Origin of the sequence: Nocardia tenerifensis NBRC 101015, assembly GCF_000308715.1 — a bacterium.
In the GTDB taxonomy this organism is placed as follows: Bacteria; Actinomycetota; Actinomycetes; order Mycobacteriales; family Mycobacteriaceae; genus Nocardia; species Nocardia tenerifensis.
In genome coordinates this window covers 1-19,032 of the sequence record NZ_BAGH01000220.1, presented here as the reverse complement: position 1 = coordinate 19,032, position 19,032 = coordinate 1, and the positions used below count along the sequence as shown (strand labels likewise).

General features: G+C 68.6%; 17 protein-coding genes and 1 pseudogene. 10 read left to right on the top strand and 8 right to left on the bottom strand.

What is annotated here, in order from left to right; all coding sequences use genetic code 11:
- Positions 1 to 1,478: 1,478 nt before the first annotated feature.
- The 5 genes from ON39_RS18315 to ON39_RS18295 all read right to left on the bottom strand — a co-directional run bounded on the left by ON39_RS18315 (position 1,479) and on the right by ON39_RS18295 (position 7,909).
- Complete coding sequence (locus tag ON39_RS18315; protein WP_040735658.1) at positions 1,479 to 2,651, bottom strand: PucR family transcriptional regulator; 1,173 nt, start codon at positions 2,649 to 2,651, stop codon at positions 1,479 to 1,481.
- Positions 2,652 to 2,671: 20 nt separating this feature from the next.
- On the bottom strand, positions 2,672 to 4,477 hold the full coding sequence (locus ON39_RS18310) for an AMP-dependent synthetase/ligase (protein ID WP_040735655.1): 1,806 nt from the start codon (positions 4,475 to 4,477) through the stop codon (positions 2,672 to 2,674).
- Positions 4,478 to 4,932: 455 nt separating this feature from the next.
- Positions 4,933 to 5,319, bottom strand: coding sequence for a DUF427 domain-containing protein (locus ON39_RS18305; protein WP_506329724.1), 387 nt, complete (start codon positions 5,317 to 5,319; stop codon positions 4,933 to 4,935).
- Positions 5,250 to 7,013, bottom strand: coding sequence for a DUF4873 domain-containing protein (locus tag ON39_RS18300; protein WP_040735653.1), 1,764 nt, complete (start codon positions 7,011 to 7,013; stop codon positions 5,250 to 5,252). The genes ON39_RS18305 and ON39_RS18300 overlap by 70 nt, the downstream gene beginning before the upstream one ends.
- Positions 7,010 to 7,909: an AurF N-oxygenase family protein gene (locus ON39_RS18295; RefSeq protein ID WP_040735651.1), complete on the bottom strand. Its 900-nt coding sequence runs from the start codon at positions 7,907 to 7,909 to the stop codon at positions 7,010 to 7,012. The genes ON39_RS18300 and ON39_RS18295 overlap by 4 nt, the downstream gene beginning before the upstream one ends.
- Before the next feature lie 100 nt (positions 7,910 to 8,009).
- On the opposite strand from ON39_RS18295, the gene ON39_RS18290 reads away from it, so the two are divergent.
- Positions 8,010 to 8,720: a TetR/AcrR family transcriptional regulator gene (locus ON39_RS18290; protein WP_040735649.1), complete on the top strand. Its 711-nt coding sequence runs from the start codon at positions 8,010 to 8,012 to the stop codon at positions 8,718 to 8,720.
- A 1-nt stretch (position 8,721) separates the two neighbouring features.
- Here the strand turns inward: ON39_RS18290 and ON39_RS18285 are convergent, their stop codons facing one another.
- Positions 8,722 to 9,243, bottom strand: coding sequence for an NUDIX hydrolase (locus ON39_RS18285; protein WP_040735667.1), 522 nt, complete (start codon positions 9,241 to 9,243; stop codon positions 8,722 to 8,724).
- Between the two features lie 70 nt (positions 9,244 to 9,313).
- On the opposite strand from ON39_RS18285, the gene ON39_RS18280 reads away from it, so the two are divergent.
- Positions 9,314 to 10,069, top strand: a complete 756-nt coding sequence (locus ON39_RS18280) for a DUF6882 domain-containing protein (RefSeq protein ID WP_146251291.1) — start codon at positions 9,314 to 9,316, stop codon at positions 10,067 to 10,069.
- 4 nt (positions 10,070 to 10,073) lie between these two features.
- Here the strand turns inward: ON39_RS18280 and ON39_RS18275 are convergent, their stop codons facing one another.
- Positions 10,074 to 11,279, bottom strand: coding sequence for a DUF418 domain-containing protein (locus ON39_RS18275; protein WP_051186774.1), 1,206 nt, complete (start codon positions 11,277 to 11,279; stop codon positions 10,074 to 10,076).
- Positions 11,280 to 11,407: 128 nt separating this feature from the next.
- Here ON39_RS18275 and dop point away from each other — a divergent pair, with 128 nt between their 5' ends.
- From dop to ON39_RS18245, 6 genes are all read left to right on the top strand, one after another.
- Positions 11,408 to 12,907, top strand: coding sequence for a depupylase/deamidase Dop (gene dop / locus ON39_RS18270; protein ID WP_040735647.1), 1,500 nt, complete (start codon positions 11,408 to 11,410; stop codon positions 12,905 to 12,907).
- 160 nt (positions 12,908 to 13,067) lie between these two features.
- Entirely contained in the window at positions 13,068 to 13,262 is a 195-nt protein-coding gene (locus tag ON39_RS18265; RefSeq protein ID WP_040735645.1) for a ubiquitin-like protein Pup, read from the top strand.
- A 65-nt stretch (positions 13,263 to 13,327) separates the two neighbouring features.
- The gene (gene prcB / locus ON39_RS18260; RefSeq protein ID WP_373283700.1) at positions 13,328 to 14,119 is read left to right on the top strand and encodes a proteasome subunit beta; all 792 of its coding nucleotides are present in this window, start codon (positions 13,328 to 13,330) and stop codon (positions 14,117 to 14,119) included.
- Complete coding sequence (gene prcA, locus ON39_RS18255) at positions 14,116 to 14,877, top strand: proteasome subunit alpha (RefSeq protein WP_040735640.1); 762 nt, start codon at positions 14,116 to 14,118, stop codon at positions 14,875 to 14,877. Before prcB ends, prcA begins: the two co-directional genes overlap by 4 nt.
- A 350-nt stretch (positions 14,878 to 15,227) precedes the next feature.
- A complete protein-coding gene (gene pafA, locus ON39_RS18250) occupies positions 15,228 to 16,586 on the top strand; it encodes a Pup--protein ligase (protein ID WP_211336428.1) in 1,359 nt (452 codons plus the stop codon).
- Between the two features lie 344 nt (positions 16,587 to 16,930).
- Positions 16,931 to 17,308 (top strand): nuclear transport factor 2 family protein, encoded by a 378-nt coding sequence (locus ON39_RS18245; protein WP_040735634.1) that lies wholly within the window; start codon positions 16,931 to 16,933, stop codon positions 17,306 to 17,308.
- On the opposite strand, the gene ON39_RS18240 is transcribed toward ON39_RS18245, so the two are convergent.
- On the bottom strand, positions 17,305 to 17,601 hold the full coding sequence (locus tag ON39_RS18240; protein WP_040735631.1) for an MTH1187 family thiamine-binding protein: 297 nt from the start codon (positions 17,599 to 17,601) through the stop codon (positions 17,305 to 17,307). The genes ON39_RS18245 and ON39_RS18240 overlap by 4 nt on opposite strands.
- A gap of 112 nt (positions 17,602 to 17,713) precedes the next feature.
- Between ON39_RS18240 and ON39_RS18235 the strand changes: the two genes are divergently transcribed.
- Positions 17,714 to 18,709 (top strand): helix-turn-helix transcriptional regulator, encoded by a 996-nt coding sequence (locus ON39_RS18235; RefSeq protein ID WP_085998215.1) that lies wholly within the window; start codon positions 17,714 to 17,716, stop codon positions 18,707 to 18,709.
- Between the two features lie 73 nt (positions 18,710 to 18,782).
- A pseudogene (locus ON39_RS18230) lies at positions 18,783 to 19,032 on the top strand (protein pafC); the annotation flags it as partial.

Sequence of the window (19,032 nt, the reverse complement as noted above, 5' to 3'; positions counted from 1 at the left end):
GGGTCGGTCCTGGTGGGCTGTGGTCGGGTCGGCCCTGGTGGGCTGTGGTCGGGTCGGCCCTGGTGGGCTGCGTTCGGCCCGGCCCCGGTTGGGCTGCGTTCGGCTCGGCCCCGGTTGGGCTGTGGTCGGCTCGGCCCCGGTGGGGCTGTGGTCGGCTCGGCCCCGGTGGGGCTGTGGTCGGGTCGGCCCCGGTGGGGCTGTGGTCGGGTCGGCCCCGGTGGGTTGCGTTCGGCTCGGCCCCGGTGGGCGCGACCGGCCCGGCCACCGTGCACTGATCGAAGGCGTGGCGCGGTGTGAACGCCACAGCGCGCACCTTGCCCGCGTTGCAGCTGAATCGAGGTGGTGGAGTCCACGACCGTGAGACGCGCCCACGCCGGTGTCGGTCGCTCGGTGGTCCGTCGGTTCGGAGTTGGGTGCCATCGAAGAACCGCCCCATACAGCCGAGTTCGTACGCCGTAGCGCTCCGTAGTCGGCCGATACTCGGTAGACGGCCCGACGGAGGCCTACGCGTTCAGCAAGCCGCGCGCTGAGCACGGCGGCGGCGTGTCCGCCACGGCTCTCCGGTGCGCGCTGGCCGTATCTCTTCGAGCAGAGTCAGATGGTCGCCAATCGACCTTGAACCGCGACCATATGACTCTGCTCGATTTGCCTTCGGGGTGCGGGGTTCTGCGTGGGGCGCTGGGTAGCGTCGAGGCGTGCGCTATGAGGAACTTGCCGATGTGCCGTGTTCGATCACGTAGCCGCTCGTGATCTTCGGGGATCGCTGGACGTGCTGATACTGACGTGCGGCACGGCATCGTGTCCGGCGTCCGCTACGGCCTAGCGGTGGGCACTCCGTCGGCGGCGGCGTGTGCGGCGCGGCCTTGTGGTGGGTATTGCGCTGGTGGCGGGCGCACGCCTCGTGGTTGGCGCGGCATCGGCGGGGGCGCGCTCGACACGGCCCCGTGGTGGACGCCGCGTTGGCTGCGGGCGCGAGTTGCGCGGGCGGCCCGACCGCGGTGATGGTGGCGGCTGGAATGGTGCGCCGGATCCATGAAAGTGCGTGGCGGCAGCGCTGTTACGGCGCGCGGGCGCGAGACGCTTGACCAATCGCGCGGCGGAGTGCGTCATCGTGTCGTTGGTGGCGTTCGGTACGGCCTTGTTGGCACCGCGCGGGTCGGTGGCGCGTTTGGCGCAGGCCTTGTGGCGGGCACTGCGCTGGTGGCGGGCGCGAGTTGCGCGGGCGGCTCGACCGTGGTGATGGCGGAGACCGTACGGCGTGGCTGGCGTGTCGGCGCGACCTAGTGGTGGGCTCTACACCTGCTGTGGGCGCGTTCGGTACGGCCGTGTTGGCACCGCGCGGGGTCGGTGGCGCGTTTGGCACAGGCCTTGTGGCGGGCACTGCGCTGGCGGTGGGCGAGAGTTGCGCGGGCAGCCGACCGCGGTGATGGTGGCTGGCGTGCTGTGGCAAGGTATGAAAGTTGTTGGGGATAGCGGGGTTACGGGGCGAAGGCGGCGGACTCGAGGCGTCTGGCGAGGCGGGCGGCGGACAGGGTCATCGCGTCGGCGGGGCGGTGGGGGTCGAGGCCGGTGAGTTCGTGGACGCGAGAAAGGCGATAGGTCACCGTGTTTCGGTGGACGTTGAGTTGCCGTGCGGTCGCTAGTTGATTGAAACCGCTGTCTACGAACACTTCCAGGGTTTCGGCGAGCATGGGCTGGGCGTCGAGGGGCGCGAGGACCGAGGCGAGGCCGGGGCGGGCCGCGTCGCTCACGGCGACGGTGTACTCGAACTGCAAATCGCTTCTGCGGCACAGGATCTCGCGTCGGGTCAGGCAGCGGCCGAGTTCGGCGAGCACCCGGGCCTCGGCGTACATCGCCGGAATGGCGTCCTTGCTGCGGGCCGCGCCGACGCCGACCCAGTACGGCGGCGGCTCGGCCGGCTCCGGCGCGGGCAGGCGGGCGGTGAGCGCGGACAGCGTCGCCGACCCGTCGTCGCCGGGTTGCATCGGGATCAAAGCGGTCCAGCCGCCCGCGTCCAGCCGCAGGAACACCCCGGGAATGGCCTCGACCCGGTGGCGCAGCGCCGACGCGGGCGCGCCGCGGGTGCCGCACAGGCGGAACACCGCGACGAGGAACGCGTCGGCCACCGGGATCACCGGATCGTTGGCCCACTCGACCGGATCACGGCCGGTGAGCAGGGCGTCGGCGATGCCGCGCCTGCGCTCCAGCAGTTCCCAGCGCGGGTCGTGCACGCGCTGGGTGGCCGCGGTGGCGATCCGGGAGACGACCAGCGTGACGTAGCGCAGCAGCACCAGCGAGGCGTCGAAGAGCAGCTCGCGCTCGGCCGGGCTGGCCGAGGCGCGCAGCCGCTCCCAGATGAACGCCGCACCGAATCGGTAGCGCTCCAGCACTTCCGGCAGCGGGGTGCCGTCGCGCAGCCGGTCCATCGCGAGCTCGACCAGTTCTCTGGTGTCCTCCTCGGTCGGCTCCTCACCGCGCCGCAGGTAGTCGAAGAACAGGTCGACGTTGAGCTTGGTGCCCCTGGCGAAGTCGGTCTCGACCATCGACTGCGGTAGCCGCTGGTACGGCGGCAACGCGGCGTAGAACGCCTCGAGCGTGGCGGAGGTCCGTCGATGAAGCTCGTCGAACACCCGAGTTCGCGGTGGCATCATGCTGGTTCTTCTTCCCGGACCTAAGTCGAGTACAAGGCCTCGATGGTATCTGTGTAGCCGGTGGAGATGGGCTTGCGCTTGAGTTTGCCAGTAGCGGTGAGGTAGTCGCTGCCGTTCTCCCATACCTCGGGGAGCACGATGTACTTGCGGATCTGCTCGACCCTGGACAGTTTGCTGTTCGCCGCGGCGATGCCCTGCTCGATCGCGGCCAGGATCTCCGGATCCCGCGCCAGCTCCGCGACGGTGGTCCCCGCCAGGTTGTGCCGCTGCGCGTAGGCGGCGGCCAGGTCGGGGTCGAGCATGAGCAGCGCGGTGTTGAACGGCCGCTGCTCGCCGATGACCACCACGGTGCCGATCAGCGAACAGTGGTCGGTGATCGTGTTCTCGATGTTGGCGGGCGACATGTTCTTGCCCGACGCGTTGATGATGAGCTCTTTCTTGCGGTCGACGATCGAGAGGTAGCCGTCGGCGTCGATGGCGCCGATGTCGCCGGTGTGCAGCCAGCCCTCGGCGTCGATCGTCTCCGCGGTCTTGGCCGGGTCGTCGCGGTAGCCGCGCATGACCATCTTGCCGCGGATCAGCACCTCGCCGTCGTCGGCGAGCTTCACCTCGGCGCCGGGCAGCGGCGGGCCCACCGTGCCGATCTTCACCCGTTCCGGCGGGTTCAGCGTGGCGCCCGCGGTGCATTCGCTCATGCCGTAGCCCTCGCACAGCGGGATGCCGAGCCCGAGGAAGAACTCGTGTACCTCCGGCGGGATCGCGTTCGATCCGGTGACCGCGATGCGGACCTGGTCGAGGCCGAGGCCGGCGCGAATCGAGCTGAGCACCAAGCGATTCGCGAGCGCGTACTGGAGCCGGTCGAGTAGGCCGAGGGGGCGCGCGTCGGAGGTGGCGCGGGCCTTGGCGCGACCGACGCCGACCGCCCAGTCGATCAGCTTGCGCTTGACCGGTGACTCGGTGGCGAACCGTTCCTCCAGTGCGCCTTTGACTTTCACCCACACCCGGGGGACGCCGAGGAACACGCTCGGGTGCACCTCCGCCAAAGCCGTTGCCACCAGCTTGAAGTCGGGGACGGTGGTGATCTGACAACCCTCGAGCAGGGTGAGGTAGTGCGCGAACCAGCGGTTTGCCGCGTGCGCGTCGGGCAGGTAGGAGATCACCCGGTCGTCGGGTCCACCGCCGCCGAATTGATCGAGGACACGGGCATTTTCGATGAAGTTGGTGTGGGTTAGCTCGACGCCCTTCGGCGGGCCCGTGGTTCCCGAGGTGTAGACGATGGTGAGCAGATCGTCGGGGCGAACCTTGCGCCATGAGGCGTCGAAGTCGAATTCGCTTGTGGTGCAGCGCTCTACATCGGCGAGACCGATAGCGCCCTCCGGCGCGTCGTCTACGCAGATCACGTGCTCGACCGTGATTCCCTGCGCGGCGGCCTTGGCGACCGCCTCCAAAATCTTTGGGGCGAACTGACGCTCGCAGATGACGGCCTTGTTCCGCGCGTTCCCGAACTGATAGACCAGCAGCTCGACCGGGTTCGTGTTGTACACCGAGAACGGGGTCGCGCCCGTGTGCAGGACGGCGGTGTCGCAGAGGTGGAACTCGGGGCGGTTGGTCAGCATGATCGCGACCGTGTCGCCGGATTCGAGGCCGAGCGCGGCGAGCCCCGTCGCGATGGCCCGCACTCGCTCGCCGTACTCCCGCCACGTGATCGACGTCGCGCCGCCGAGCGTGCGCAGCGCGACCTCGTCCGGGTACTTCGCGACGTTCGACTGGAAGGCCGCACACAGCGTGTCCGGGCGGACGGCCGCCGGGACTGTCGAAGAAACCAAGAACCTAACCTCTGCTAGCGAAGGGCTGAGGTCGTGCCATCCGTCGCAAGACGGGGCTGACCTCATCGTCATCTACCAGCAGACCGCATCCGAGAGCGCGGGCGCTAGCGACAACCGCGCAGAGTGTGAAGGCCCAGTTTGTGCACTGGACCAAACCATCGGTTCCCGGCACCGTGAAGCGCCGCACTCTTCCGCACCCGCGGTAAGGCCCGCATCGAGTGCGCATTCTGGGAAGGGGTGCGGGGGCTCGCTCGCCCCGGCGCTGAGGCGAGGTTGTCCACGATATCGCCAGGGGCATAAATGAATTCGCCGTCGAGGAGGAGGAGTACCTCACTGTCGGCAATGCCGTCGCTCGTAACGAATTCGATGCCGTTGGCGGAGAAGGGCCGCCGCCGTGCGGCGGCCTCCGCGCTACCGCCCGAATGGGCCGTAGCGCGCAGTTTCGCCGTGTCGCGTCAGGCGACGTCTACGCCGTGCCAGAACGCTACGTAGTTCTTGATTTCGGCGGCCTTGGATTTGGGGTCGGGGTAGTACCAGGCCGCGTCGGGGTTGGTTTCGCCGGCTACGGAGACGGTGTAGTAGCTGGCGGTGCCTTTCCACGGGCAGTAGGTGGTGGTTTGGGAGGGCTGGAGGAATTCGGTGCGGACGGAGTCGGGTGGGAAGTAGTGGTTGCCTTCAATGATGATGGTGTCGTCGCTGTCGGCGATGACGTGACCCTGCCAGGTTGCCTTTGCCATGCCTCGATTCTGCCGCAGGCGGGCGTTTGCGGTGGTCAGCGCACCTCGGCGGGTTCCAGGGCGTAGGGCGGGTCGCCGACGCCGACTATGCGGAGGTTGCCCCACGGGTCGCGTTCTTGGAGGCGGCCGGCGGTGGGGGTGCGGCCGGGCAAGGTCAGGTAGACCTCGGCGCGGCCGGGGTCCGGCAGGTCGGCGCCGTCGGGGGCGGTGATGCGGCCGTACCAGTGGTAGCGGCCGTCGATGGGGTCGGCGTGGCCGCTGAGCGCGACGCTCACCGGCAGCAGCGAGCCGGGGGAGTCGAGCGTGGCGGGGCCCGAATACTCGTGTGCGGGTTCGCGATCCGCGGCCACGGTGAGGTCGTAGTGGCGCGGGTCGGGGTGGCGCATGGTGCGCCAGTACGAGACGCTCGAACCCGGCCACGCGGCCCGGTTGACGCCGTGCTCGTCCAGGTACCAGCTGCTGCATCCGCCCGAATTCCACACGGTGCCAGCGAGTTTCGTCTGGGTCCGGCGGTTGAACTCGTGCTGGGTCGCGGCGCGCACCTCCATCCGGGTGCTCGAGGTCTTGCGCAGCAGTTCGACGCACTGCCGGATGTAGCGGGCCTGCGCCTCGATCATGAAGACGATCGATTGATGCCCGCCGCCGGAGTTGGGGCCGACGATGAGGAACATATTGGGAAACCCGTGCACGGCGACGCCGAGGAAGCCCTCGACGCCCTCGCGCCACGCCTCGCGCAGGGCGAGTCCGTCCGCCCCCACGATGTGCTGATCGGCGAACCGATCGGAGATCTTGAACCCGGTCCCGTAGATGATCGCGTCGAAGTCCTGCTCCGCGCCGTCGACGGTGGCGATGCCCGACTCGGTGAGGCGCGCGATGGGCGTGGTCACCAGGTCGACATTGCCGCGCTGCAGCGCGGGATAGAAGTTGTTGGACAACAGGATTCGCTTGCAACCGAGCCGGTAGTCGGGAGTGAGCCGATCGCGCAGCTCGGGATCGCGGACCTGGCGGTGCAGGTGGCCGCGCGCGACCGTCTCGACCCTGCGCATCAGCTCCGGATTGAGGAACGCGGGAATCATGGCCTCGTAACCCCAGTACACGGCCCAGCGGTAAAGCCGTTGCGCGCCGGGCACATACCGGAACATCCGATGCTCCGTCGCGGAGAGCGGCCGATCCGGTTTCGGCACGATCCAGTGCGGGGTGCGCTGGAACACCGTCACGCGCGCGGCCTCTTTCGCGATCTGCGGCACGAATTGCACGGCGCTCGCGCCGGTTCCGATCACCGCGATCCGCTTGCCCCGCAGGTCGAAGTCGTGGTCCCACTGCGCCGAGTGGAAACTCTTGCCGCGGAAGGCGTCCCGGCCGGGGAAGTCCGGCACCGACGGTTCGTGCAGCGGCCCGGGCGCCATGACGACCAGGCGGGGCCGCAAGCGCCGCCCGTCCGCGAGGCCGACCTCCCAGCGGTCGGCCGCGTCGTCGAAGTCGAGGGCCACGACCTCGGCGTGCAACCGCAGGTGCTTGCGTAGGTCGTACTTGTCGACCGTGCGACGCAGATAGTCGAGAATCTCCGGCTGGCGCGCGAACATTCGCGTCCACCGCTTGTTCGGCTCGAACGAGTAGGAGTACATCAGCGACATCACGTCGCAGCCCGCGCCGGGATAGGTGTTCTCCCGCCAGGTTCCGCCGATCTCGCCTGCCTTCTCCAGCACGACGAAGTCGTCGATGCCCGCCTTGCGCAGCTCGATGGCCATGCCGATGCCGCCGAAACCCGCACCGACCACGACGATCTCGGGTTCGGTCATGCCAGTAGTCCTTGCCGCCGCCAGATCCACTCGCCGACCGGGCCGATGAGCCCCTGCTTGCGCAGGAACGCACCGAGATTCGCGGCGCCGATGCCGAGCGCCTTCTTGGCGTCCGGGTTGCTGGTCGCGATCCGCCGCGCCGCGCGGCCGTCGAGACCCGCGCGGGTGTACATGTGCCGGTTGGTCAGCAGGTACACGAACAGCGGGGCGGCGATCGCGACACACAGCCTGGTGTAGGCGAGTTCGGCGCGCGACATGCTCGGCACCCTGCGCGCGAGCGCGTCGCGGGCGAAGCCGATGTGGCGCGCCTCCTCGGTGACGTGGATGCGCATCGCGCGAGAAACCAAGGGCTGCAGTTCCGGATCGTCGAGGGTGCGGCGCTGGATCGCGTCGAAGATCTCCTCGCCGACCAACGCGCCGACCCAGGTCATGGAGCCGCGCAAGAAGATCGGCAGCGCGCCGATGACCAGCCTGCCGCCGCGGCGCGGCCAGTACGGGCGGGCCTCGATGCGGTCGATGAGCTTGCCGAACATCATCATGTGCCGGCACTCGTCGCCCATCTCCACGAGCGTGTAGTGCGAGTGCCTGCTGGTCGGGTCGTCGGCGAGCAACTCGCGCAACAGAAGTCGGTTCAGCAGGTTCTCGAACCAGATGCCGACCGAGAGCGCGTTCGCCAGTTCCTGGCGCGAGAGTTCGCGTTGTTGCCGCGGCGTCATCGACTCCCACAGCTCGGTGCCGTAGAGCGAGACGACCTCCGCGGGGAGGAAGAGTTTGTCCGGATCCAGCGGCGCGTCCCAGTCCATGTCGACCACCGGGTCGTAGGACTTCTTGACCGATCCGGCCAGGAGGCGCTGCGCGAAGGACTCTTGCGGGATCAGTGCGGCCTCGTTGCCCATGGCTGCTCTCCAACATTGTCGACTAACCGATACAAGCTGTCACACTCAGATTAGTGAGACGCTCTGTCGCAGTCAACCGTTGTGCGAGTATCGTGATTCTGTGAGCACTACCAGCGGAAACCCCGAGCCTCCCGTCGCCGACGGGCGGGCCACCCGCTGGAACGGGCACAAGGCACAGCGCCGCGCCGACGTGATCGACGCCGCCATCACCGTCATCGAGGAGCACGGCGTCGAGGTGTCGGTGCAGCAGATCGCCGACCGGCTCCGGCTCCCGCGCCCGGTCGTCTACCGCCATTTCGACGGCCGCGCCGACCTGGACGAGCAGATCCGCCGCCAAATCCTGGAGTCGCTGCTGGCGCAGATGATGCCGAAGCTGCATCCGGACGGCACCGTGCGCGACGCCGTCCGCGGCGCCGTCGGCACCTACGTCCGCTGGGTCGACCGCCACCCGAACCTGCACCGCTTCATCGGCGGCGCGACGCCGCAGGGCGAGTCGTCGCTGGCCGGCGCGCGCGACCGCATCGGCGGCCGGTTGGCCGATCTCTTCGCGATCTGGCTGTCCCGCTTCGGGATCGATCCCGGCCGCGCCCGGCCGATGGCCTTCGGCATCATCGGTTTCGTCGACGGCGTGGTGAACAGCTGGCGCGCCGACCCGGCGAGCACCCTCTCCTCGGATCAGGTCGAGGGCATTCTCACCGAATCGGTCCTGGCCCTCTTCGAGGGCAACGCGCGCAGTCTCGGCGTTCCGCTCGAGCGCGACGTGGTGGTCGGCGATCTGCTGGCCCGGCCCGAAGCCGCACGCGCCCAGTAACTTACGGCCGGTGCAATTCGACTGCCAGCGCGATCAATTCGGCCTTCTCGTCGCCGTCGGTCCGGGCCAGCCGGGCGGCCTCGGCGAACGGCACGGCGCGGACCTCGAGGATGTGCTCGGCGTCGTCCGGGTTGGTCGGCGCGGAATCGAGGACCACGTCGGCGGCGCACCAGAGCCACGCCTTGTGCGGATGCGGCTGCCAATCACGAAAGGGGGCGGCGCGTTTGCTGGTGGCGTAGTGGGCGCCGAGCGGGCGCAGGGGGCCGGTAGGGTGGGCGCCTGCTTCTTCGCGGAGTTCGCGGCGCACGCAGTCCTCGATGGACTCGTCGCGCTCGCGGGTGCCGCCGGGAAGTAGCCAGACATCACGGTCGTCGCGGCACAGCACGATAGTGTCGCCGACGAAGCAGACGAGGTGGACGTTGGTGACGAGTTCGTCGGGTGGTGGTTCGGTGGAGAACCGGACGTCCAGATCACCCCACGCCCAGTGGGTCGGGGTGTGCAGCAACGGATAACGGTCGGCCATGGTCACCTCCTGAAGCTAGAGGCATCGGACGTTGCATACGAGGGGGAAATCGTTGACTACGCTCATGCCGGTGTCCGAACCTGTGCCCTTGACGAGGCTGCTCGACGACGCGGGATTGCTGTCGCTCGAGCATCGCCTACACGTCGAAGAGGTGCTGGGTTCGCACCGGTGGCAGGCCGACATGGAGGGGCGTCGGCTCGAATTCGTCGGCGCGGATCAGACATTCGTGTGCACCGACTTCCAACTGCTCGGCACCGCGGACAGCGAGTCGTGGCTGTGGGCGTGGGCGAATCCGTGGGGCTTCCCGCGTTCGCTGATCGCGGTGGCGCGGATGGTGCGCGAGTTCGGCCACCGCTACGGCGTCGCCGAGTTGTGCGCCGCGGAGCTACCGGTGCGGGTCGGACGCGCCGCGCCGGAGCCGCAGCAGGTGGCGGGGTTGCTCACCGACGCGGCGAAAGTCATTTCCGGCCACTGGAGTTCGTTCTGCGGCGTGACCGACGACACCTGCGTGGCGTTCCTCGTCGAGCATCCCGCGTTCGAACTGCCGCCGCCGAGCGCGTCGGGTCTCGCGCGGGTGCTCGCTCACGGCGTCAACGCGCTGCCGCTGGTCGATCACCGGCGCGCCACCCAGAGTTACCTGAGCAGGCGCGGACTGGCCACCGGGTTCCTCGAGGACTACCGGGTGCTCGAGTTCAGCGGCGCGGGCGTGGCGGGCAGCATCGAGTTCGACTCCGCGGGTTGCGTCGCCAACCTCGATGTCGGAGTCGTGCTGGACCGCATCGAACTGCCGTCGGAGCAGAGAGCACAGTCGGCCAACTCGCTGTGAGGGGCTAGGCTTTGCCACCCGAGAGCAGCTGAAACCCACGGTGCCAAGCCCATTCGACCGGCCCGCGCTCGAAGCGACGCAGCCACAGGTGCGCACCGGTCACGATGATGAGCGACACCAGCAGATAGACGCCGACGGTGAACGGCACACGCGCGTCGGCGGATACGCGCGCCGCGAGTCCGAAACCCCAGCCGTAGCACAGGATCGACGCCACCAGGTTCTGCAGGATGTAGCAGCTGAGCGCGGTGCGACCGACCTCGGTGAGGCGGCGACCGAGGAACCCGACCCGGGGGCGGCGCAGGTAGAACGTCGCGACCGAAGCCAGGATGCCCAGCGAGACGAACGGTGCCGTGCCGTACCGGGTGAGGACGAAGTAGTCGCCGTTGCCGGCGATACCGGCGATCAGGTCGATCGGCGCCGCGACCCCGAAACCGATGAGCATCAGCCATTTACGGATCGGCGCGCCCGCCGGCTCGAACACCCCCGCCCGGAAGAGTTTGGCGCCCAGCAGGAACAGCGCCACCGACATGGGGAAGACGAACAGCGTCTCTGCCCGGAACTCACCCGCGTTGTGCAGGCGGAACACCACCAGGTCCCAGAACGACCCGTCCGCATAGGGATTCGGGTCGAGCGGAGTGCGCGGGCCCGCGTCCGGCCGCGGCGCGAACACCATGGCGAGCCCGATGGCGGTGAGCATCGCGAGGTGGATGCCTGCCGCGCCGATCAGCCAACGCCGTTGGGCGCGTTCGCCGGTCGCGAGGATGAACGCGACGATCAATCCGGTCACCGCGTACCCCATCAGCACGTCGAACTCCGCGACGAACACGAAGTTCAGCAGTCCGTCCAGCAGCAGCAACCCCGCCCGGATCGGATACTTGCCCGGCCAGCGCCGCTCGCCCCGACGTGCCGAGGCCTGCTGAATGGCGAGCCCGATGCCGAACATGATGGTGAGCAACCCCAGGAACTTGCCCTGCGCCAGCTGCTGGAGCACCCGCTCGGCCCATACCCAGCCGGTCGCGGGCTCCTTCAGCTCGTCGAGGTAGCCGACGAGCCCCTCGCGGTGGGTCATGATCCAGATATTGGTGCCGAGGGTGCCCAGGATCGCGATGCCGCGCAGCACGTCCAGCGCGACCAACCGCGAACGGCCCGTGGTGTTTCGCGCGCCCGCCGATGCGGTGCCGGCCTGCGGATCGGCGAGAGATTCGGTCATGCACCGACTATCGGGCCGACCCGCCGCCGCGCGGGTCCTCCGGAAGTACCACCCGCGGTATGAGATCGGACGCACCCGGCGTGGCCCGCCGACGGACCCGGACCGGGGGTGCCCGTTAGGCTCGACCTATGCAGCGCATCATCGGAATCGAGGTCGAGTACGGCATTTCGACCCCAACCGAGCCGTCGGCCAACCCGATCCTCACCTCAACCCAGGCCGTGCTCGCCTACGCCGCCGCCGAGGGCGTGCCGCGCGCGAAACGCACCCGCTGGGACTACGAGGTGGAGTCGCCGCTGCGCGACGCGCGCGGCTTCGACCTGAGCCGGATGAACGGCCCGGCGCCCGTGATCGACGCCGACGAGGTCGGCGCCGCGAACATGATCCTCACCAACGGCGCCCGGCTCTACGTCGACCACGCCCACCCCGAGTACTCCGCGCCCGAGGTCACCGACCCGCTGGACGCGGTCATCTGGGACAAGGCGGGCGAGCGGGTGATGGAGGCCGCCGCGCGGCACGCGTCCAGCGTGCCCGGCGCCCCGCGCCTGCAGCTGTACAAGAATAACGTCGACGGCAAGGGCGCCTCGTACGGCACCCACGAGAACTACCTGATGAGCCGCGACACCCCGTTCAACCAGATCATCCTGGGCCTCACCCCGTTCTTCGTGTCCCGTCAGGTGATCACCGGCTCCGGCCGGGTCGGCATCGGGCAGTCCGGCGACCACGCCGGGTTCCAGCTGTCCCAGCGCGCGGACTACATCGAGGTCGAGGTCGGCCTGGAGACCACGCTCAAGCGCGGCATCATCAACACCCGCGACGAGCCGCACGCCGACGCGGACAAGTACCGCAGGCTGCACGTCATCATCGGCGACGCCAACCTGGCCGAGATGTCGACCTACCTCAAGGTCGGCACCACCGCGCTGGTGCTCGACCTGATCGAGGCCGGCGAGGACCTGTCGGATCTCCAACTGGCCCGCCCCGTCACGGCCGTGCACACCATCAGTCACGACCCGACCCTGCGCGCCACCGTCGCGCTCACCGACGGCCGCGAGCTCACCGGTCTCGCGCTGCAGCGGATGTACCTGGACCGGGTGATCAAGTTCATCGACCGCACCGGCAACGACGACAAGCGCGTGCACGACATCATCGAGAACTGGGCCATGGTGCTCGACCTGCTCGAGCGCGACCCGATGGAGTGCGCGAACATCCTGGACTGGCCGGCCAAGCTGCGCCTGCTCGAGGGCATGCGCCAGCGCGAGGGGCTCGGCTGGGCGGCGCCGAAGCTGCACCTGATGGACCTGCAGTACTCCGACGTGCGCCTGGACAAGGGCCTCTACAACCGCCTGGTGGCGCGCGGGTCGATGAAGCGGCTCGTCACCGAGCAGCAGGTGCTCGAGGCGATGACCAACCCGCCCACCGACACCCGCGCCTACTTCCGCGGCGAGTGCCTGCGCCGGTTCGGGGCCGATATCGCGGCGGCGAGCTGGGATTCGGTGATCTTCGACCTCGGCGGCGACTCGCTGGTCCGCATCCCGACCCTCGAGCCGCGCCGGGGGACAAAGGCGCACGTCGGCAAGCTGCTTGACGGCGTTGACACCGCCGCCGACCTGGTGGAGCAGCTCACAACCTGATCACAACAGCGCTATCAACACCGCGCACTTAGGCACGGAATGCGACAACGGGTCGGTCGGGCTGGGTAGTGTTGAGGAACGAGCACGGACATTGCTCATGACCGGGGCCGTGCTCGGACGTGAGCTCCGGTCATGATGAGGACAGAGGAGGTCGGCTGCCATGGCACAAGAGCAGACCAAGCGCGCCGGGGGTGGCGACGAGGATGACGGCCCGGACGGAGTGGACGCCGCCGGTCAGGAGCGCCGCGAAAAGCTGGCGGAGGACACCGACGACCTGCTCGACGAGATCGATGATGTGCTCGAGGAGAACGCCGAAGACTTCGTCCGTGCGTACGTTCAGAAAGGCGGCCAGTGACAGTAGGTGACCCCTCGCGTCTCCACCTGGGGTACGCCCTCTCGTCCTTCTCCGAATACCTCCGCATGCACGCCCCGGAAATGTTGCCCGGCAACAGGTTCGGGCAGATCGACGGTGCCGCCCTCGGCGGCGCCAACGCGAAGGACATCGCGCCGCACGGCACGACCATCGTCGCGATCAGCTTCCGCGGTGGCGTGCTCATCGCCGGTGACCGGCGGGCCACACAGGGAAACCTGTTGGCCAGCAGGGACATCGAGAAGGTCTACATCACCGACAGCTACTCCGCGGCCGGCATCGCCGGCACCGCGGGCATGGCCGTCGAGATGGTGCGGATCTTCGCGGTGGAGCTGGAGCACTACGAGAAGCTCGAGGGCGTGTCCCTGACCTTCGACGGCAAGTCCAACAAGCTGTCGAAGATGGTGCGCGAGAACTTGCCCGCCGCCCTGCAGGGGCTGGCGGTGGTTCCGATGTTGGTCGGGTACGACCTCAATGCCACCGATCCGGACCGGGTCGGGCGCATCGTGTCGTACGACGTGGTGGGTGGACGCAGCGAGGAGCGCTTCGGCTACGCCGCGGTGGGATCGGGTTCGGTCTTCGCCAAGGGGTCGCTGAAGAAGCTGTACGCCAAGGGAATTGATCAGGAGCGCGCGTTGCGCATCGCCGTCGAGGCGCTGTTCGACGCGGCCGACGACGACACCGCGACGGGCGGTCCCGATCTCATGCGCGGGATCTACCCCACGGCGATCGTCATCGACGAGGAGGGCGCGGTCGAGGTGACCGAGGACCGCCTCGCGGCGATCGCCAGGGCGATCGTGGCCGATCGGGAGATCGCGGAAGAGGAGGGCGCGCGCCCATGACACTTCCCTACTACGCGTCCGCCGAGCAGATCATGCGCGACAAGACCGAGCTCGCGCGCAAGGGCATCGGTCGTGGTCGCAGCGTCGTGGTGCTGGTGTACGACAAGGGTGTGCTGTTCGTCGCGGAGAACCCGTCCGCGACGCTGCACAAGGTGAGTGAGCTCTACGACCGCGTCGGGTTCGCCGCGGTCGGCAAGTACAACGAGTTCGAGAATCTGCGCCGCAGCGGAATCCTGCAGGCCGACATCCGCGGTTACCAGTACGACCGCCGCGATGTCACCGGCCGCGCGCTGGCCAACGCGTACGCGCAGGTGCTCGGCTCGATCTTCACCGATCAGCTCAAGCCCTACGAGGTGGAGATCTGCGTGGCCGAGGTGGGCTACCCGGAGCAGCAGCCGACCTCGGTGCTGTACCGGATCACCTTCGACGGGTCGATCGTGGACGAGCGCGAATACGTGGTGATGGGCGGCACGACCGAGCCCATCGTGACCGCGTTGAAGGCGTCCTACAAGCCGGGGCTCGACCTCGGCGGCGCGATCAAGGTCGCGGTGGCGGCGTTGCAGGCGGGCGTGCCCGAGGGCGCTGAGAAGGAGAAGCGGGTACTCGACGTCAACTCCCTCGAGGTCGCCGCGCTCGAGCAGGCGCGGCCGCGGCGGGCCTTCCGGCGGGTCACCAACTCCGCGCTCGCACAGTTGCTGAGTCCGGCGAAGAAGGCCAAGGCCAAGGCGGCCGAGCCGGAGACTCCCGAAGGGGAGTAGGCGTCAGGCTGCGGGCCCGTGCGGTGTCGATCACCGCACGGGCCCGTTTTCGTTGGTGCCCCAAACGACGTTTTCGACCACGGCAGGCACCCGGTCAGCCATACGCGTCGCGGCGCGGATCCGGGCGTTGCCCGCGAAGCGGTAGCCATGATGCTGGGCGGTGGCTCAGGGCGGCGACAGGCACACGGAACGACGTCCGGCGAGATCGCTCGCGTGGGTCACGAAAGCGGACCGGGGGTGGCGGGGCCAGGGAGATTCGGGCAAAACGGGCCGAATTGTTGTGAAGACGTATGCGATCGTGTTGTCCGCAGCCCCACGCGACGGTGGGGCATGGCTGTAATGTCGATAGTGTGCAGCGACGAATCATGGGGATCGAGACCGAGTTCGGTGTGACATGCACCTTCCACGGTCACCGTCGGCTGTCCCCCGACGAGGTGGCCCGGTACCTTTTCCGCCGGGTGGTGTCCTGGGGCCGCAGCTCGAACGTGTTCCTCCGCAACGGTGCTCGGCTCTACCTCGATGTCGGGTCCCATCCGGAGTACGCGACTGCCGAATGCGACAGCCTGCACCAATTGGTGACCCACGACCGAGCGGGCGAGCGGGTCCTCGAAGAGTTGTTGATCGACGCCGAGCAGCGGCTCGCCGAAGAAGGCATCGGCGGCGACATCTACCTGTTCAAGAACAACACCGACTCCGCGGGCAACTCCTACGGCTGCCATGAGAACTTCTGCGTGGTGCGCGCGGGCGAGTTCTCCCGGATCTCCGACGTGCTGTTGCCGTTCCTGGTCACCCGCCAGCTGATCTGCGGCGCGGGCAAGATCCTGCAGACGCCCAAGGCGGCCACGTTCTGCCTGTCGCAGCGCGCCGAGCACATCTGGGAGGGCGTCTCCTCGGCGACCACGCGCTCGCGGCCCATCATCAACACGCGCGACGAGCCGCACGCGGACGCGGAGAAGTACCGTCGCCTGCACGTCATCGTCGGCGACTCGAACATGGCCGAGCCGACCACCATGCTCAAAGTCGGCACCGCCGCGCTCGTGCTGGAGATGATCGAGGCGGGCGTCTCGTTCCGGGACTTCGCCCTGGACAACCCGATTCGCGCCATCCGCGAGGTCAGCCACGACCTCACCGGTCGCCGCCCCGTGCGGCTCGCCGGCGGACGGCAGGCCAGCGCCCTGGACATCCAGCGCGAGTACTACGCCCGCGCCGTCGAGCACCTGCGCAACCGCGACCGCGACCCGCAGGTCGACCAGGTCGTCGACCTATGGGGCCGTACGCTCGACGCCGTCGAGGCGCAGGACTTCGCCAAGGTCGACACCGAGATCGACTGGGTGATCAAGCGCAAGCTGTTCCAGCGTTACCAGGATCGCTACAGCATGGAGCTGTCCGATCCGAAGATCGCCCAGCTCGACCTCGCCTACCACGACATCAAGCGTGGCCGCGGCGTCTTCGACCTGCTCCAGCGCAAGGGCCTGGCCAAGCGCATCACCGAGGACGAGGCCGTCGACGCCGCCGTCGACACCCCACCCCAGACCACCAGGGCCAAACTCCGCGGCGACTTCATCACCGCCGCCCAGGAGGCCGGCCGCGACTTCACCGTCGACTGGGTCCACCTCAAGCTCAACGACCAAGCCCAGCGCACCGTCCTCTGCAAGGACCCGTTCCGCTCGGTCGACGAACGAGTGGACCGCCTCATCGCCTCGATGTAGGAAAGCGCTACCTCGGCGCTCATGTCGGGCAATATGGCGACCCGCGAGATTCGGGATGTGCCCGGAGGAGTCGTGCGAGTCCTGCGTCAGTGCGCCGCCGAGGCGGATATGTCGCTCGAGGATTATGTACGTGCGTGGGCGATCGAGTTGACGCGACGGCCCACGGAGGAGTGATCACCGTGCCCCAGCGAGGGCCGAATCGCCGTGCGGCGTCGGAACGCCATCCTGGATGGGTCTCGGTAGCGGGAGAACGTTCGACGCGTTGCGGGAATTCGTGATGAGCTTTTTCCGCCACTTGTCGTGGCAGCGGACGCTTCGGGCACGATCGTGCCTACCGTGGAGGCATGGCGGATACGGAACTGTTGAACGAGCTGGTCGCGGTGGAGGAGCGAGGCTGGGACTCGCTGTGTGACGGGACGGGGGCGGAGTTCTATGGGGCGCTGATGACGGGGGATGCGGTGATGGTGCTGGCGAACGGTGCGGTGCTGGATCGAGGGGAAGTCGTTGCGGCGCTGAAGGATTCGCCGCCCTGGCGGACGTACGAGATTCGTGAGCCGCGGCTGGTGGACGTCGGGGTGCACAGCAAGATCTTGGTCTACACCGGCGTCGGGTATCGGGACGGCGACGAGCCGGCCTTCACCGGGCGCATGTCGAGCGTCTACCTGCGCGCGGGCGGCGAATGGAAGCTGGCGCTCTACCAGCAGACACCGATCCCGGACTAACCCTCGGCGAGGTAGCGCTCGACCGTCTCCACCTTCGACGTCATGCCGTCGGTGACACCGGGCCGGATGTCGGCCTTGAGGACGAGACTGCAGCGCGGGGCGACCTCGAGGATCGCGTCGGTGGCCTGCTTGACGACGCCCATCACCTCGTCCCACTCGCCCTCGATGGTGGTGAACATGGCGTCGGTCCGGTTCGGCAGCCCGCTGGCGCGCACGATGCGCACGGCCTCGGCCACGGCGCGGCCGACATCGACGCCGGTGCCGAGCGGGGTCACGGAGAAGGCGATGATCATGGGTCCATCCTGCCGCCTCCGACCGCCGTCATGGGGACGACATGGCACATGTGATCGAATGAATCGCGCGCCGACGCGCATTGGCGCGGCGCGGCAGATTACCCTCTATCGGGTGGCGATATCCAAGGTCGAGCGGCTGATGAATTTGGTCATCGCGCTGCTGTCGACCCGGCAGTTCCTGACCGCCGAGCGGATCCGGGACAGCGTCGCCGGATACGAGGAGTCGGCCAGCGACGAGGCGTTCAGCCGAATGTTCGAGCGGGACAAGAACGAGCTGCGTGACCTGGGCATACCGCTGGAGATCGGCCCGGTGGGCCGCTACTCGTCGGTCGAGGGCTACCGCATCAACCGCGACGCCTACGAGCTGCCCGAGATCGACCTGACCGACGAGGAGGCCGCCGCCGTCGCGGTCGCCGTGCAGATGTGGGAGTCGCCGGAGCTGGCCGCCGCGGCCGACGGCGCGCTGCTCAAACTGCGCGCCGCGGGCATCCATGTGGAGACCGACGCCGCGGTCGCCTCGGTCCCCGCCGTCCCCGCGCGGACCCGAGGCTCGGAGCCGGTGCTCGGCAAGCTGCTCGCCGCGATCGACGCGGGCCAGGCGGTGCGGTTCGAGCATCGCGGCGCGATCAACGCCCCGTACCTCATGCGCGATGTGGAGCCGTGGGGCGTGGTGACCCGCCACGGCCGCTGGTATCTGGTCGGACACGACCGGGCCAGGGACGCGGTGCGCAGCTTCCGGCTGTCCCGGATCGGCGACGACATCACCGCGTACGGCCCGGAGAACGCCGTGCGGAAACCGGACGGCGTCGATCTGCGCAAGATCGTCGACCAGGTGACCAGCACGGCGCCGGTCAGCGGCACGGCGACCGTGTGGGTGGCCGAGGGCCGGGGCCGCGAGCTGCGCAGGCTCGGGCACGTCGTCGGCGAACGCACCGTCGGCGGCCGCGCGGGCGTCGTCGTCGAGCTGCCGGTGCGCTCACGCGACTGGGTGGCCCGCCTGATCACCGGCTTCGGCCCGGACGCGGTGGTGCTCGCGCCCGAAGAGCTGCGCACCGATGTGATCGCGCGGCTGCGCTCGGTCTTCGACCACACGGAGGTCACGGCATGAGCCCGACGCGGCACGCCGGTGAGGTGCGGGCGTGAATTCCAGGCTCTCCGTTCGACTTTCGCGGCTGCTGAACATGATCCCGTACTTCATCGCGCATCCGGGCATCAGCGCGGCCGAGGCCGCCGCCGACCTCGGCGTGACCACCAAACAGCTGATGAGCGACCTCAACCAGCTGTGGATGTGCGGCCTGCCCGGCTACGGCCCCGGCGACCTGATCGACCTGTCGTTCTCCGAGGAGAGCATCGAGGTCACCTTCTCCGCGGGCATCGACCGCCCGCTGCGCCTCACCTCCACCGAGGCGACCGCGCTGCTGGTGGCGCTGC